We start from the raw sequence: 15,189 nt of genomic DNA on the forward strand, positions 1-15,189 counted from the left end.
ACAAAGAAATTGGGAGGGTAACTATGAAAACAGGGAAGTTTTGGTCTCTAAAACTATTTTTATTACTAGTTCTTTTAGTAGTGCTAGCTGCATGTAGCGGAGAAGAAGGTACTTCAGAAGAACCAGCAGACACAGACACAAGTGGAGATACAGAAGAAGCAGTACCTCAAACTTTAGTATTCGGTCGTGGTGGAGACTCTGTCTCATTAGATCCAGCCATTGTAACAGATAGTGAGTCTTTTAAAGTAACAGAAAATATTTTTGAGACATTACTAAACTTTGGTGAACAAGATACGACGGTACAGCCAGGTTTAGCGAAGGAATGGGAAGTTAGTGAGGATGGTCTAACATATACATTCCACCTACAGGAAGGTGTTAAATTCCATGACGGAACAGATTTTAACGCTGAGGCAGTGGTGAAAAACGTTGAACGTTGGAAAGGTGGCGCTGAAGAAAAGTTTTATTATTTCCATTCCATGTTTAAATCTGAAGGGGAAGATATTATTAAAAGTGTAGAAGCTGTTGATGATTACACGGTTGTCTTTACCCTTACGCGTCCACAAGCACCGTTCTTAAAAAATATTGCGATGAGTCCATTTGCTATTGCATCACCGACTGCCTTTGAATCAGCGGGTGATGCCTTTGGAGATAATCCGGTAGGAACTGGTCCATTTAAATTTGTTGAATGGAAGCGAAACGATTCAATTACAGTTGAGAAAAATGAAGATTACTGGCAAGAAGGATTACCGAAATTAGACAAAATTATTTTCCGTTCCATTCCCGATAACTCTGCTCGTTTAAATGCATTAACAACTGGAGAAATCGATTTAGCAGATGGTATTAATCCGTCTGATGCAGCAACTGTAGAATCCAATTCTGAACTACAATTAATCGAACGTCCATCTATGAACATTGGTTATCTAGGGTTAACATCTACACGAAAACCTTTTGACAATGTACTTGTTAGACAAGCTGTCAACTATGCGATTGATAAACAAGCGATTGTCGATGCCTTCTTCCAAGGTAGAGCTGAAGTAGCTGTAAACCCAATGCCTTCTTCGATTAGTGGTTATAACGAAGAAATCGAAGGATATCCATATGACCCTGAAAAAGCAAAAGAATTATTAGCTGAAGCAGGGTATGACGGTGAAGAAATTGAGCTTTGGGCAATGCCAGTTCCACGCCCATATATGCCAGACGGTCAAAAGGTTGCTGAAGCCATTCAGAAAAATTTAGCGGACGTTGGTATTCCATCTAAAATCGTAACTTTTGAATGGGCAACATATTTAGAAAAGGCAAAAAATGGTGAAGCGGATGCCTTTTTAATGGGTTGGACAGGCGATAACGGTGACGCGGACAACTTCCTTTATACATTGTTAGATAAAGATACGATTGGAAGTAATAACTATGCTTATTATTCGAATGATGAAGTTCATGAATTATTAATTGCTGCTCAAACTGAAACGGATGAAGAAAAGCGAAATGATCTTTATAAACAAGCACAAGTTATTATCCATGAAGATGCACCGTGGGTACCATTAGCCCATTCAACGCCATTACTTGCTGCGAAAAAAGGTGTTACAGATTATTTACCTCACCCAACTGGATCTGAAAGTTTAATTAATGTATCGATTCAATAAGTGTCTATTGCTTGAATAAGTGCCAAGCTGCTTACGAATTTTGTTAATAGACATTAAAAAAATGGGGGGTATTTTTACCTCCCATTCTTTCATTCATGCATTCTAACGAAAGAGGTGAAGATATGCTTCGCTACATAGGTAAACGAATTCTTCATTTAATACCTGTGCTATTAGGAATGACATTTATTGTGTTTTTAATTATTCGTGCAATACCAGGAGATCCTGCTCAAGTCATTTTAGGTCAGCAAGCGACAGAGGAAGCGATTAAAGCGTTAAGAGATAAATTAGGACTCGATCAGCCATGGTATATTCAATACTTCGATTATTTAAAAGGACTACTAACTGGCGATTTAGGAGAGTCGCTACGTACAAGTCAGCCGATCACTAGTGAAATTTGGCCCTATTTAGCTGCCACTATGGAATTAGCCTTCTTTGCGATGATTTTAGCTATCCTTATCGGAATGAATGCCGGAATTATTTCGGCTTGGTTCCAAAACTCTTGGTTTGACTATATTGCAATGGTTATTGCTTTAATCGGTGTATCTGTACCGATTTTCTGGCTTGGTTTAATGGAGCAATGGGTATTTAGTTTAGAGTTAAATTGGTTGCCTACTTCCGGAAGGGAAGAGGTGCGAGCACCTGTTGAAGCAATTACCCATTTCTATTTAGTCGATACATTGATTCAAGGACGTTTTGATCAATTTTGGGTAACGATTCAGCATTTAATCTTACCGGCCTTTGCCCTTGCAACGATTCCGATGGCGATTATTGCCAGAATGACCCGCTCTTCCATGTTGGAAGTAATGCGCTCAGATTATATTCGTACTGCTCGAGCAAAAGGGCAAAAAATGGTGAAAGTGATTTATAAGCACGCATTAAAAAATGCCCTTATTCCGATCTTAACAGTAATTGGATTACAAACGGGCTTGTTATTAGGTGGAGCTATTTTAACGGAAACGATATTCAGTTGGCCAGGAATCGGCCGTTATATTTACGAGGCTATAGGTTACCGTGATTATACAGTCATTCAATCGGGTATTTTAATCGTTGCCTTTATGTTTGTCATCATTAACTTGGTTGTTGATATTTTATATACAATCATCGATTCAAGGATTAAATATAACTAGAAGGGAGAGGGAATGATGCCTGAATTGGTCTCAAATTCAGTCGATTTATCGACGAAAGAAGAGAAAGTAGTTGGACCATGGAAAGAGGCGTGGCGCAGCTTTCGAAAAAGTAAAGCCGCCCTCGTTGGAACAGCCATTGTTGTATTTTTCATCCTTTTAGCTGTATTTGGTCCATTGATTGCGCCAGAAGGAATAAATGAACAAAAATTACAAGACTCAAGCTTAAGACTTGCACCTCCATCCAGTGAATATTGGTTTGGTACAGACGACTTTGGAAGGGACATTTTTTCAAGAGTAGTTTACGGAGCGAGAATTTCTTTGGCGGTCGGATTTTTATCGGTTATCGTTTCAGCTATAGTAGGGAGTTTTCTTGGAATTATCTCTGGCTATTATGGCCGCTGGATAGATACGATTATTTCAAGAGTTTTTGATATTATGCTAGCTTTCCCTAGTATACTTTTAGCTATTGCTATCGTATCAATATTAGGTCCTTCTTTACAAAATGCCCTTATTGCGATAGCGATTATTAATATCCCGAATTTCGGGCGATTAATTCGCTCTAAAGTTTTAAGTGTAAAGGAAGAGGAATACATTGTAGCAGCAAAGGCTATAGGAATGAAGGATTCTCGAATATTATGGAAACACATTTTGCCTAATTCCTTATCGCCAGTCATTGTACAAGGTACGTTAGCTATTGCAACGGCTATTATTGAAGCGGCTGCATTAAGTTTCCTTGGGCTCGGTGCAGAAGCGCCCCAACCTGAATGGGGGAAAATGTTATCGGACGCTCGGATCCATCTTATGACTGCACCATGGACGATGATTTTCCCTGGATTGGCTATCATGTTAACCGTGCTTGGCTTTAATTTAATGGGGGATGGTTTGCGAGATGCGTTAGATCCTAAAATGAAAAATTAAAGGGAAGGGGGAGCGAATTTAGCTCTCCCTTTATTCGTACGGAAATAAATCGGATGATAAATAACGTTCCCCTGTATCGGGCGCAATGCATAACACCTTTGCATTCGGAGGAAGTTGTTTAGCTATTTGCAACGCGAAGTAAGCAGAAGCAGCGCCGGAAGCTCCTACTAAAATTCCTTCTTCCGTACCAAGACGTCTTGCAGTAGTTTGGGCATCGAGATCTTCAATGTGAAGAATTTCATCATATATTGTTTGATTTAATATTTTTGGAATAAATCCCGGACCAGTTCCAGGTATTTTATGAGGTCCTGGATTACCACCAGCTAATACTGGGGAGCCTGCTGGTTCTACTACATAAATTTTTAAATCGGGCATAACCTTCTTCAATTCTTCCCCCGTTCCGGTTACGGTTCCACCTGTTCCTGCTGTCAATACGAGAACATCTAGTTTATTGTCAAAGGCATTTAAAATTTCAATAGCAGTTGTTTGACGATGGGCATCAGCATTTGCATTATTTTCGAATTGTAATGGGATAAAGCTATTTGGAATACTTTCAGCAATTCGTACTGCTTCATCGATAGATCCTTGCATACGTAAGCTTGCAGAGGTTAAATGGACTTCTGCACCGTAAGCTCGCATTAACTGTACCCGTTCTTTTGTAGCATTGTCAGGCATTGTAATAATACATCGGTAACCCTTTACCGCACATACCATAGCGAGACCAATTCCTGTATTCCCACTAGTTGGTTCAATTACAGTACTCACTCCTGGAATCAGTTTCCCTTCAATTTCTGCTTGTTCAATCATATTAAAAGCAGCTCGATCTTTAACGCTGCCACCTGGATTAAAAGATTCTAATTTCATATAAACTTTCGCACCGTTCGCATCAGGTAATGCATTTAATTTTACAATCGGTGTGTTTCCTATTAATTCAAGAATGGAGTCATGTATTTTCATTATGAAACACCTTTCAAAAAAATTTTGAAAAAGCTAGGCAAGAGTCCAACCTAGCTTTTCTTACTCTATACAGTATAATACGGTTATTCAAAAGTGACGAGTATAGGGGATAAGTTAAAACAGCTAAAGTTCCTTTAGAAACGGATGAAATTATTCGTTTGAAACTGCTTCTAAGAAACTAAGGTTTAATAAGCCGTCGATATTATCCGTTGTAATATAACCTGCTTCCTTTGAAATAGTTGCCATCTCTTTAATAATCTCTTCATTTATTTCCGATGTTGGCGTTATACGATCAAAAGATTTTGTCACTTCTTCCTTTGAAAGGTCCTTACCAGTAATTTTTTTTACGTGGTCAAGGAATAACTGTATAGCTTCTTCAGGATTTTGTTTAATAAAATCAATGGCTTGTAGATGCGCTTTTAATATTTTTTTTGTCAACTTTGGATTGTTTAATGTAAATGCCTTACGTGCAGCTACAACGGTGTTAGTCGATTCACTACCCCAAGCAAATTCCTTTTCATCTAGTAAAAGTTTTGCTTTTCCGTTCGTTTCAATGTTAACCCCCCACGGTTCTTGTGCTGCTGCAGCATCAATGTCTCCTCTTAACATTAAGGATGCTGTATCAGCAGAAGCTAGTTTAATGGAATTGACATTTCCACCGCTTAATTTTACTTTTAAACCTGCATCTTTAAGGGATTTCATTAACCCAATGTCCTGTGTACTACCGTAAGCAGGTACTGCAACCGTTTTACCTGCCAAATCTTCTACACTAGTAATATTTGAATCGCCTCGTACGACAAGTACTGCCCCGGCATTGACAGCACCAGCAATAATTTCATGTTGTGGATGTCTCGTATAAGTGTTTAATGCAGGTGTAGGGCCAACTGTTCCGATATCGATGGCGTTCGTAGACATTGCCTCCATGAAGGCAGTACCATCGTTAAAGGTTTTCGTTGAAATGGTAACATCATCGCCTAGTTGTTGTTGGAAATAGCCCTTTTCTAGTGCGACGATTGTTGCGATATGGGTCATATTCGGAAAGTACCCGATTCGAACAGTGGAAGCTTGATCCTTTTCTTCGTTGGAAGAAGCTTCACTATGACTACATGCTGCAAGGATAATAGTCATCAGGGTCATCATTGTTAAAAATAAAAAATGCTTCTTTTTCATTTTTTCATCTCCTAAACTGTTTGCATACCCCATTTTCTTAATGCATAACGTTCAATACGTACAAAAATAAAGTTATCGATAAAGGAACCAATGACACCGATGATAATAATAATACTAAAGATTAAATCCATTGCTTGTATGGAGCGTCCAAGGTCTAAAAGGGTTCCGAGACCCCCGCTTCCTCCGAGTAATTCCCCTGATAATACTGCCCGCCAAGCAAGTGCCCATGCTAAACGTAAACCTGAAATTAATTGAGGTACCGTTGCTTTAAAAATAACAGTACGGAATAAATGGAATCCGTCTGAACCCATTGTTTTCGCTACTCGAATTAGCAAGGGAGGTACACTTTTAAAGGCGGCACTTGACGTAATAATAATAGATAACGCCGCTCCTAATATGACAATGAAAATAACGGAACCGACCCCTAAACCGAACCAAAGAATAGCTAAAGGCATCCATACGATATTTGGGATAGCTTGTAAACTTGTGACAAAGAAACCAAGGGTATCGTCAATTACTTTGTATTTATAAATTAAATATCCAAGTATTAATCCGATAACGACTGCGATAAAGAAGCCAACAAATAATCGCACAAGGGAAGCGCTAGTTGCTTCAATTAATTGTCCAGTCATTAATCCGTTTACTAACGTTTTTAGTATTGTGACACCACCTGGATCATTCGGAATGATTAAAGGTGGCCACATAAAGGCAGGGAAGATGTCGAATTTAGATATCGCTTCCCATATTGTTATGAGGATCAACACGAAGACGATCCTTCTCAAGAGAGTAGTCACTACCTAATTCCTCCTTCAGCACTTTTTCCATTTCCTGCTCCAGCTCTGTTAATATACGATTCTCTAAATGTATTAAAATGCTGTCTGAAGATTTGCGCGGACGAGACGCCTGTACAGGAAAAACATTTTTAATACCTCCAGGACGCGTCTTCATTAAAACGATGCGGTCCGATAATACAACTGCTTCACGAATATTATGAGTGACAAAAAGGATGGTCTTTCCAGTTTCACTCCACAATGTTTCCAGTTCTTTATGTAAAACCATACGAGTTTGTTCATCTAAAGCAGCAAATGGTTCATCCATTAAAAGGATTTCCGGATCCATTACAAGGGCACGGGCAATCGCCACCCGTTGCTTCATGCCTCCAGACAATTGATGGGGCATAGAATGGGCAAACTTCCCAAGGTGTACTTTTTGTAACCATGTCATCGCCCGCTCCTTAGCTTCTTCCTTAGGTATTTTTTTAATCAGTAGACCATACATAACATTTTCAAGAACTGTCATCCAAGGGAATAAACCAGATTCTTGGAAGACAACGATTCGATCGTTCCCGGGTCCCTTTACCGGACTATCATTGACTAAAAAAGTGCCAGAAGAATGTTCTTCAAGTCCTGCAATAATATTTAAAAGTGTGGATTTCCCACAACCAGAAGGGCCTAATAAGGAGATAAACTCACCTTTATTAATAGTTAATGAAACGTCATCTAACGCAATTGTTGGAGCATGCTCATTACTTTGAAATTCCTTATGAACATTTTTTAGAATAATATGTTCATTTGACAAAATAAATCCCTCCATTCCTATAAAACATATTAAAATACTAAGTTTTAATTTATTTTATGTGTTGTATTCGCTTCTTTCTGTCACTTTTGTTACAAAATTTCAGAATAATTTATATAATAGAATTATAAGGGAGAGGGAAACAATGGAATTAGATAGTTCATTGAAGTTAATAGAACAGCTTGGTAAGAAAATACATGCTAGAAAAGGACAAATTATTTATCAAGCTGGAGAAGAAGCAAATAACGTATATTTTTTAAATGACGGAATCGTTAAAATTGCGATCGATGGAGACGATGGACATCCAGTTACGATTTCCTTAATTCGAATGGGGGAAATGTTTGGATTTCTAGATCGATTAAACAACCGGTTAGAGCATACTCAATATGCCGTTGCGATGACGGATGTTGAATTATTTGTTTTACCGATAGAAATTTTAACTCAACATTTGAATAAATTATCTGAAATGGAACGAAGCTTATTTTATTCCTTAGGGAAACGATTAATAGAGGCTCAAGAATTTGTCTATGTTCATTCTAAAATGACGATTCCTGAACGACTTGGCTGGCTTTTGAAGAAGTTAGCAAAAGTAGAAAATAATATTTTAACAATCAGTATTCCTTTAACCCACGAGGAAATATCTTTTATGATTGGCTGTAGCCGTCAAAAGGTAACGACTTATTTAAGTAAGTGGAAAAAGGAAGGAGTTATTCAATATGAACGGGGATTTATTCAACTAATGGACTTAGAAAAACTTCAATAATTAAAAAACTACCCAAAGGTTTCATCAAATCCATCTTGTACCATGGATTTGACGTCCCTTTATGGGTAGTTTTTTAGTAGAAATCCTCTTCTAAATCCGAATTTTTTTCTGTACTATGATAGCTTCGGAAAGAAACAATTAAAGTATCTAAGTGTTCTAAATTCTCCTCATAGTCAAGGAGGCGGGAGAAGATGTAAAACAAATGATAACTTGAAAACTCTTCTTCACCTTCTCGATTTTGTTCAAAGGCGATTTGTTGGATAAGGTGTTCCATAACGTCCGCATGTTTGTCGTCTTCTTCGTCGACCCACTTTGAATGTTCGGGTTTTAACTTACCAGTAAATTTCAATAATAATTGTTCGTGGAAAGTAAGAAGAAAATCTAAACGTTCTTGAATCATCGTTCGAAACGGAACGGGTAAATTAGCTATTTCATTTTCATGTTTATTTAAACGATGCAAAAGCTCTAAACTTTTTTTCGTCGTGATAATCATTTGTCGATACATAACAAGTTTTCGGGCTTGTATAAATCGTTTTTTCTTAGAATAATGGCGCTCTTCTTTATAGAAATCATACATATTTTCAATCCCCGATAAACGGCTATGGAATTTATTAAGAGCGTTTTTCGTTGATGTATGTTCAGACGCTTGTCTAGCAGCTAAGCGAGTCCAACGAATAATATCATCCTGCAATGAATCGATCATTTTAAATAATTTTATTTCATAGCGTGGTGGGATGAATACGAGATTCACTAGAAAGGCTGCAAATACACCTACCATAACAGTTATAAAACGTATAATTCCAAATTCTAAAAAGTCTTCTCCTTCATAAACCATAATTGCAACTACAGTTACAAGGGCAAGGGACAGGGAACTGTTTAATTTGAACTTAAGCATTATCGCGATAACGATAATTGCTGCAAGTCCAATTGTAACGGTATGATGGCCAAATATTAACCCGAAGGTAACTGCGATTGTTGCACCTATGAAATTCCCTTGAAGTTGTTCAATAATCGTTAAATAAGACCGGTAAATAGAAGGTTGGATTGCAAATATAGCTGCAATCCCAGCAAAAACAGGAGAAGGTAAGTTCAGTAATTCCGCTAAAAAAAGGGCAAATACAATAGCAAAACCTGTTTTTAAAACACGGGCACCTACTTGCATTAAAAAATAAATCCTCTCTTTCAAGAAACATATGATTGAAATCACATTACTTTACCTAATATTTTCCCATTGGTCAACTAGTTTCATGAAAGATTCACATTATAATCAACTTAACATGGTTTTGACTTATTTTAATTGTGAGAAAGCATAGTCGACAGCTTCAATTGTTTCTAAAATATCCTGTTCTGTATGTTCTGTCGTTAAGAACCAAGCTTCATATTTAGACGGTGCTAAATTAACACCCTTTGAAAGCATTAATTTAAAGAAACGTCCAAACATTTCCCCATCAGAGTTTTCAGCTTGTTCGTAGTTTTCTACTTTTTCATTTGTAAAGTAAACAGTTAAAGCACCTTTTAATCGGTTTATTGTTATTGTTACACCATGTTTTTCAGCTGATTGTAAAATGCCTTTTTCCAACATTGCCCCTAGTCGATCCATTTCTTCGTAAACACCAGGTTGTTTTAACACTTCAAGACATGCAATTCCTGCAAGCATAGACGCTGGATTTCCAGCCATTGTTCCAGCTTGGTAAGCAGGTCCAAGGGGAGCAACTGTTTCCATAATTTCCTTACGACCACCGTAAGCACCGATTGGTAGACCACCGCCGATAATTTTACCCATCGCAGTTAAATCTGGAGTTAAACCTAGTAAGTCTTGAGCTGCACCGTAATGGAAACGGAATGCTGTAATAACTTCATCGTGAATCGTTAAAGCTCCTTTTTCCTTCGCCACAGTATGAACGTATTCTAAAAATCCTTTGTTTGGTTCAACGATCCCGAAATTCCCTACGATTGGTTCAATTAGAATGGCTGCAACTTCATCTCCCCATTTATCCATTGCTAATTGGAATTGTTCTTTATCGTTGAAAGGAACGGTAATCACTTCTGTCGCTACGGCTACCGGTACACCTGCTGAATCTGGGGATCCTAAAGTAGCAGGACCAGATCCTGCAGCAACTAATACTTGGTCAAAATGTCCGTGATAACATCCAGCGAATTTAATAATTTTTGTACGTCCAGTATATGCTCGAGCTACACGAACCGTTGTCATAACTGCTTCCGTACCTGAATTAGTAAAGCGAACTTTATCCAATGAAGGAATCGCTTCTTTTAACATTTTGGCAAATTTCACTTCATGTTCTGTAGGTGTTCCAAATAACACACCTGTTTCTGCAGCAAGAGTGATTGCTTTTGCGATATGTGGATGACCAAATCCTGTAATAATTGGACCATAAGCAGCTAAGTAATCGATATAACGGTTACCGTCTACATCCCAAAAGTATGCGCCTTTACCTCTTGCCATGACAACCGGTGAACCGCCGCCTACCGCTTTATAAGAACGTGATGGACTATTAACGCCACCAACGATATGTTGTAATGCTTCTTCGTGAATTTGTTCAGATTTTGTATGATTCATTTTCAAATGCCTCCTCATAATTTACACATCTTATTGTAGACCTATTCCCATTTGAATGCCAAAGAATTTGAAACTCCAATGTTTGTTCGGTACGATATAAATAAAGGGGAGGAATATTTATGGAAACTTTATTAAATATGGAAGCACCAAATTTTACTTTATTAAATGAAAAAGAAGAAAAAGTAACTTTAAGTGATTATAGAGGGAAAAAGGTAATTCTTTATTTCTATCCGAAAGATATGACACCAGGCTGTACTACTGAAGCGTGTGATTTCCGCGATCAACACGAGGCATTTTCCGATTTAAATGCTGTTATTTTAGGTATAAGCGCAGATGATGCAAAGAAACATACAAAATTCATTGAAAAATATGGGTTGCCCTTTTCATTGCTAGTTGATGAAGATCATGAAGTTTGTGAAAAATATGGAGTTTGGGTATTAAAGAAAATGTATGGTAAAGAATTTATGGGGATTGAACGTTCTACTTTTCTTATTAATGAAGAGGGCATTGTAGAAAAGGAATGGCGTAAAGTAAAAGTGAAAAATCATATTGAGGAAGTTTTAACTTATTTGCGTGAAGGGGAAAAGAAATAATGAAAGTATATTTTACATTTAACTCAAGACCAGATTTACAACAGCAGTTAATCGAACATTTCCCCAAAGTTGAATTTACTTTTCATAGTCGAATCGAGAATGAAGTGTTAGCAGAGGCAGATGTTCTTGTGACTTATGGTGAAGATTTGAATGATGAACATATTAAAATTGCCAAGAATTTAAAATGGATTTTCGTTGCTTCAGCGGGAATTGAGAAAATGCCAAGAAAGGCAATCGCCGATCGAAATATTATCGTTTCAAATGTGCGTGGAATTCATAAAAAGCCAATGGCAGAATCGATTATCGCTCATATTTTATCACTTAAACGTTCTCTACCTTATATTTATAACAATCAACAAAATAAAATTTGGGATAAAAAAGGAAATCCAACCGAATTAAATGGAAGTACTGCTTTAATTATTGGTCCAGGTGCGATTGGTGCAGAAATTGGTAGACTTCTTCAAGCCTTTGAAGTATATACAATTGGGTTGAATCGAAGTGGTGAAGATGCACCATTTATGAATGAGACACATCGGATTTCAGATTTAGCACAACAGTTGCCAAAAGCTGATATTGTTATTTCGATTTTACCGAGTACGGAAGAAACGACACATATGATAAAGTATGAACATTTTCAACTAATGCGCGAAAATGCCATTTTTATGAACTTTGGACGAGGAAATTTGGTGGAAACAGATGTATTAATTCGTGCCCTAGAAGAAAAACTAATATATCATGCGGTACTGGATGTATTTGAAGTAGAGCCACTACCATATGACAATAAATTATGGGAATTAGATAACGTGACCATTTCGCCTCATTGTTCGAGCCATTCGTCCCGTTACCTAGAAAGAAGTCTAGAAATTTTTAAGCCAAGTTTGGAGAAATGGTTAAAAGGTGATACTGATATTGAAAATCAAATGGATATTTTGAGAGGTTATTGAGAATATTATCCATAAAGTGAGAACATTCATAAAGTTCCTTTTTACAGAAGAATTATATATTTATGATAATTAACGGTGATTTTTATTCAATTTTTGATAAAATAGGCAATAGCGTAACCGTTACCAATAAGGAATTGTTGACTATTTACAACGATTTGGTTACACTAATGATAACTATTATAAATTAAGAATTATGTATGAAAAGAGGTGCATGACGATGTCTGAATTGCATTTGAAAGATGCACTAGACACGTTAAAGACAACTGGTGTAAGAATTACTCCGCAACGTCATGCTATTTTGGAATATTTAATCGAATCAATGACACATCCAACTGCAGATGAAATATATAAAGCTCTTGAAGGTAAGTTTCCCAATATGAGTGTTGCAACGGTTTACAATAATTTACGTGTATTCCGAGAAGCAGGTTTAGTGAAGGAACTAACTTATGGAGATGCAGCGAGTCGATTTGATTTTGTTACAAACGATCATTATCACATGATTTGTGAATGTTGTGGTAAGATTGTTGATTTCCATTATCCGGGCTTAAATGAAGTGGAGCAATTTGCATCGCATGTAACGGGTTATAAAGTTCACTCACACCGCCTAGAATTATATGGTACATGTCAAGATTGTCTTGAAAATGATGGGAAACAAGTTTTGTAATGAGCAAAACCTAGCGATGCGTTGCTAGGTTTTTTATTTTACATTGTAATTACTTTTGGAAAGTACGCTTTTGAACAAACAAATTACACTGTATAATTAAATAGAAAAAAGGTCGACTCATTTAGGAGCCGACCTCATTTTATTTTTTTCCTCTATTATAAGATTCGTCAAAATCTTTTCCTTCTAATGAAGGGTCAAGTGTTAATGGTTCATTACAGTACATACACATATCTACACGTCCTAATACTTTTGTATGTCTATTACAATTTGGACAAACAACTTGTACAGCCCGTGTTGAAAGTAGACCAATCCAGCCATATACTACTGTACTGCCGATAATGCATAGTAAACCTAAAGTCATGAAAATTAAAACTAAAATTTGATTTTCGCGGAAGAAGATCGCCCCGTACATAATAACGAATCCTATGAAAATAAGTGCTAAGGCAAATGAGCGAATTTTATTTATTTTATTTTTATATTTTTTTGCCATATTTCTTTAGCCTCCCAACCTAGATTCTACTATAACATAGTACCTTTTTATTTGCGGATAGAAAAACATTATTTAAAGGAAAAATATCATCAATTCTATTTTCTTTAAAAAGAAGGATTCTACTTTAAGATGTCGAAACAAAATAACGTAATCGTAATTTAGGAGGATTATTATGGAGCACATATTGCGCCCGATCTACCAAGAACGTGCTAGTCAACCTGAAACATTAGGGGTCATTCTAGTCACAAAACGTGAAGAGATAATGAGTATTACCGATACGTTTGATACCGTATTATTAATTATTGTAAAAGAAGCGGATATGCCTATTTTTACAAAACATTACTTACATGAAGATCAAAAAATGGCGATGCATGTGATTACAGAAGAGTTATTAAATAAAAGATTAAATGTTGGTTTAGACAGACGAATTGTGGATTGGATTTTCCACGGGAAAGTTATATTTGATCGTAATGAATATCTTTGTAATTTAAGATTAAAGCTACAGGAGTTTCCGTTTTTCGGTCGTAAAATAAAAACAGGGATTCAATTTTCTAAATTGATTAGACGTTATTTAGAAGGAAAAGAATTTTTTAATAGAGGAAACTATTTCGATTCTTATCATCATGTTGTTGATTCATTACATCACTTAGCCCGACTGTCTGTTATAGATAACGGATTATATCCGGAAGTAACGGTTTGGTCCCAAGTGAAAAAAATAGAACCATCGATTTACAAACTTTATGAAGAACTAGTAATGAGTACAGAAAGTTTAGAAAAGCGATTAGAACTATTATTTTTAGCGATTGAATTTCTCATTAACTCCAAAACCGATGATGGGGCACAACATATTTTAGAAACAATGCTTTTAAAGGATACTTGGACAATACAAGAATTACATAATCACCATGATTTAAGATATTACTCTAAAGACTTAGAAGTATTTGTTGAGTTTTTAATAGATAAGGGATATATTATCGTGGAGCCAAAAGAATCAAAGAGTGATTCAATTTATCACCGTCACTATAAAGTAGATCGTGATTTTGTTATTTCACAATATAATGGTGAAAAGTAAAGTATATAAGAAGAAAATCCATTAGAATAAGCAATACTAACCATTTCGGGGTGTTAAAATGAACACCTCGAAAATTTTTTGAGAAAAAGTGTTGACTTAACTATTAAACTCGTTGTATTATTGTAAACGTCGCTGAGGCAAGTTGTAAATTAATAACATAAACATTATTTCAGATATAACTTTTTCAAAAAAGTTGTTGACAGAGATTTGGTGAAATGTTATTATAGAGAAGTCGCTGCAAAACGACATGATAATTATGAACTTTGAAAACTGAACAACAAAACGTTAATGAATACAGTTTCGACTTAATCGTTGAAACGAAATTTTGGACATCATTATGATGCCAGCAAAAATTTGAGCTTTATCAAATTTTCTTTTATGGAGAGTTTGATCCTGGCTCAGGACGAACGCTGGCGGCGTGCCTAATACATGCAAGTCGAGCGAACAGATAAGGAGCTTGCTCCTTTGACGTTAGCGGCGGACGGGTGAGTAACACGTGGGCAACCTGCCCTATAGTTGGGGATAACTCCGGGAAACCGGGGCTAATACCGAATAATACATTTTATTTCCTGATGGAATGTTGAAAGATGGCATCTAGCTATCGCTATAGGATGGGCCCGCGGCGCATTAGCTAGTTGGTGAGGTAACGGCTCACCAAGGCGACGATGCGTAGCCGACCTGAGAGGGTGATCGGCCAC

The 15,189-nt window shown here is 36.7% G+C and carries 15 protein-coding genes and 1 rRNA gene; 9 read left to right on the plus strand and 7 right to left on the minus strand.

What is annotated here, in order from left to right; translation table 11 throughout:
- Positions 1-23 precede the first annotated feature (23 nt).
- The 3 genes from EC501_RS09015 (at position 24) to nikC (ending at position 3,685) form a co-directional block, all read left to right on the plus strand.
- Entirely contained in the window at positions 24-1,640 is a 1,617-nt protein-coding gene (locus EC501_RS09015) for an ABC transporter substrate-binding protein (protein WP_122971954.1), read from the plus strand.
- 122 nt (positions 1,641-1,762) lie between these two features.
- On the plus strand, positions 1,763-2,767 hold the full coding sequence (locus EC501_RS09020) for an ABC transporter permease (protein ID WP_122971972.1): 1,005 nt from the start codon (positions 1,763-1,765) through the stop codon (positions 2,765-2,767).
- Positions 2,768-2,782: 15 nt separating this feature from the next.
- Positions 2,783-3,685 (plus strand): nickel transporter permease, encoded by a 903-nt coding sequence (gene nikC / locus EC501_RS09025; protein WP_122971955.1) that lies wholly within the window; start codon positions 2,783-2,785, stop codon positions 3,683-3,685.
- Positions 3,686-3,715: 30 nt separating this feature from the next.
- Here nikC and cysK read toward each other — a convergent pair whose 3' ends face one another.
- From cysK to EC501_RS09045, 4 genes are all read right to left on the minus strand, one after another.
- Positions 3,716-4,642, minus strand: coding sequence for a cysteine synthase A (gene cysK, locus EC501_RS09030; RefSeq protein ID WP_122971956.1), 927 nt, complete (start codon positions 4,640-4,642; stop codon positions 3,716-3,718).
- Positions 4,643-4,792: 150 nt separating this feature from the next.
- The gene (locus EC501_RS09035) at positions 4,793-5,812 is read right to left on the minus strand and encodes an ABC transporter substrate-binding protein (RefSeq protein ID WP_122971957.1); all 1,020 of its coding nucleotides are present in this window, start codon (positions 5,810-5,812) and stop codon (positions 4,793-4,795) included.
- An 11-nt stretch (positions 5,813-5,823) separates the two neighbouring features.
- Positions 5,824-6,573 (minus strand): ABC transporter permease, encoded by a 750-nt coding sequence (locus EC501_RS09040; RefSeq protein ID WP_225230316.1) that lies wholly within the window; start codon positions 6,571-6,573, stop codon positions 5,824-5,826.
- Entirely contained in the window at positions 6,539-7,390 is an 852-nt protein-coding gene (locus tag EC501_RS09045) for an ABC transporter ATP-binding protein (RefSeq protein WP_341362639.1), read from the minus strand. The genes EC501_RS09040 and EC501_RS09045 overlap by 35 nt, the downstream gene beginning before the upstream one ends.
- A gap of 142 nt (positions 7,391-7,532) precedes the next feature.
- Here EC501_RS09045 and EC501_RS09050 point away from each other — a divergent pair, with 142 nt between their 5' ends.
- A complete protein-coding gene (locus EC501_RS09050; RefSeq protein WP_122971960.1) occupies positions 7,533-8,150 on the plus strand; it encodes a Crp/Fnr family transcriptional regulator in 618 nt (205 codons plus the stop codon).
- A 73-nt stretch (positions 8,151-8,223) separates the two neighbouring features.
- Here EC501_RS09050 and EC501_RS09055 read toward each other — a convergent pair whose 3' ends face one another.
- Together EC501_RS09055 and EC501_RS09060 are read right to left on the minus strand one after the other, a co-directional pair.
- Positions 8,224-9,312, minus strand: coding sequence for an FUSC family protein (locus EC501_RS09055; protein WP_122971961.1), 1,089 nt, complete (start codon positions 9,310-9,312; stop codon positions 8,224-8,226).
- 126 nt (positions 9,313-9,438) lie between these two features.
- A complete protein-coding gene (locus EC501_RS09060) occupies positions 9,439-10,728 on the minus strand; it encodes a glutamate-1-semialdehyde 2,1-aminomutase (protein WP_122971962.1) in 1,290 nt (429 codons plus the stop codon).
- Between the two features lie 119 nt (positions 10,729-10,847).
- Here EC501_RS09060 and bcp point away from each other — a divergent pair, with 119 nt between their 5' ends.
- The 3 genes from bcp to perR all read left to right on the plus strand — a co-directional run bounded on the left by bcp (position 10,848) and on the right by perR (position 12,929).
- On the plus strand, positions 10,848-11,321 hold the full coding sequence (gene bcp, locus EC501_RS09065) for a thioredoxin-dependent thiol peroxidase (RefSeq protein WP_122971963.1): 474 nt from the start codon (positions 10,848-10,850) through the stop codon (positions 11,319-11,321).
- A complete protein-coding gene (locus EC501_RS09070) occupies positions 11,321-12,265 on the plus strand; it encodes a D-2-hydroxyacid dehydrogenase (protein WP_122971964.1) in 945 nt (314 codons plus the stop codon). Before bcp ends, EC501_RS09070 begins: the two co-directional genes overlap by 1 nt.
- A 217-nt stretch (positions 12,266-12,482) precedes the next feature.
- A complete protein-coding gene (perR, locus tag EC501_RS09075) occupies positions 12,483-12,929 on the plus strand; it encodes a peroxide-responsive transcriptional repressor PerR (protein WP_122971965.1) in 447 nt (148 codons plus the stop codon).
- A 139-nt stretch (positions 12,930-13,068) separates the two neighbouring features.
- Here perR and EC501_RS09080 read toward each other — a convergent pair whose 3' ends face one another.
- Positions 13,069-13,419, minus strand: coding sequence for a YgzB family protein (locus EC501_RS09080; RefSeq protein WP_122971966.1), 351 nt, complete (start codon positions 13,417-13,419; stop codon positions 13,069-13,071).
- Between the two features lie 172 nt (positions 13,420-13,591).
- Between EC501_RS09080 and EC501_RS09085 the strand changes: the two genes are divergently transcribed.
- A complete protein-coding gene (locus EC501_RS09085; protein WP_122971967.1) occupies positions 13,592-14,491 on the plus strand; it encodes a nucleotidyltransferase-like protein in 900 nt (299 codons plus the stop codon).
- A 375-nt stretch (positions 14,492-14,866) separates the two neighbouring features.
- Positions 14,867-15,189 (plus strand): 16S ribosomal RNA (locus EC501_RS09090); the annotation flags it as partial.

This window comes from Lysinibacillus halotolerans (assembly GCF_003711845.1).
Lineage (GTDB): Bacteria > Bacillota > Bacilli > Bacillales_A > Planococcaceae > Ureibacillus > Ureibacillus halotolerans.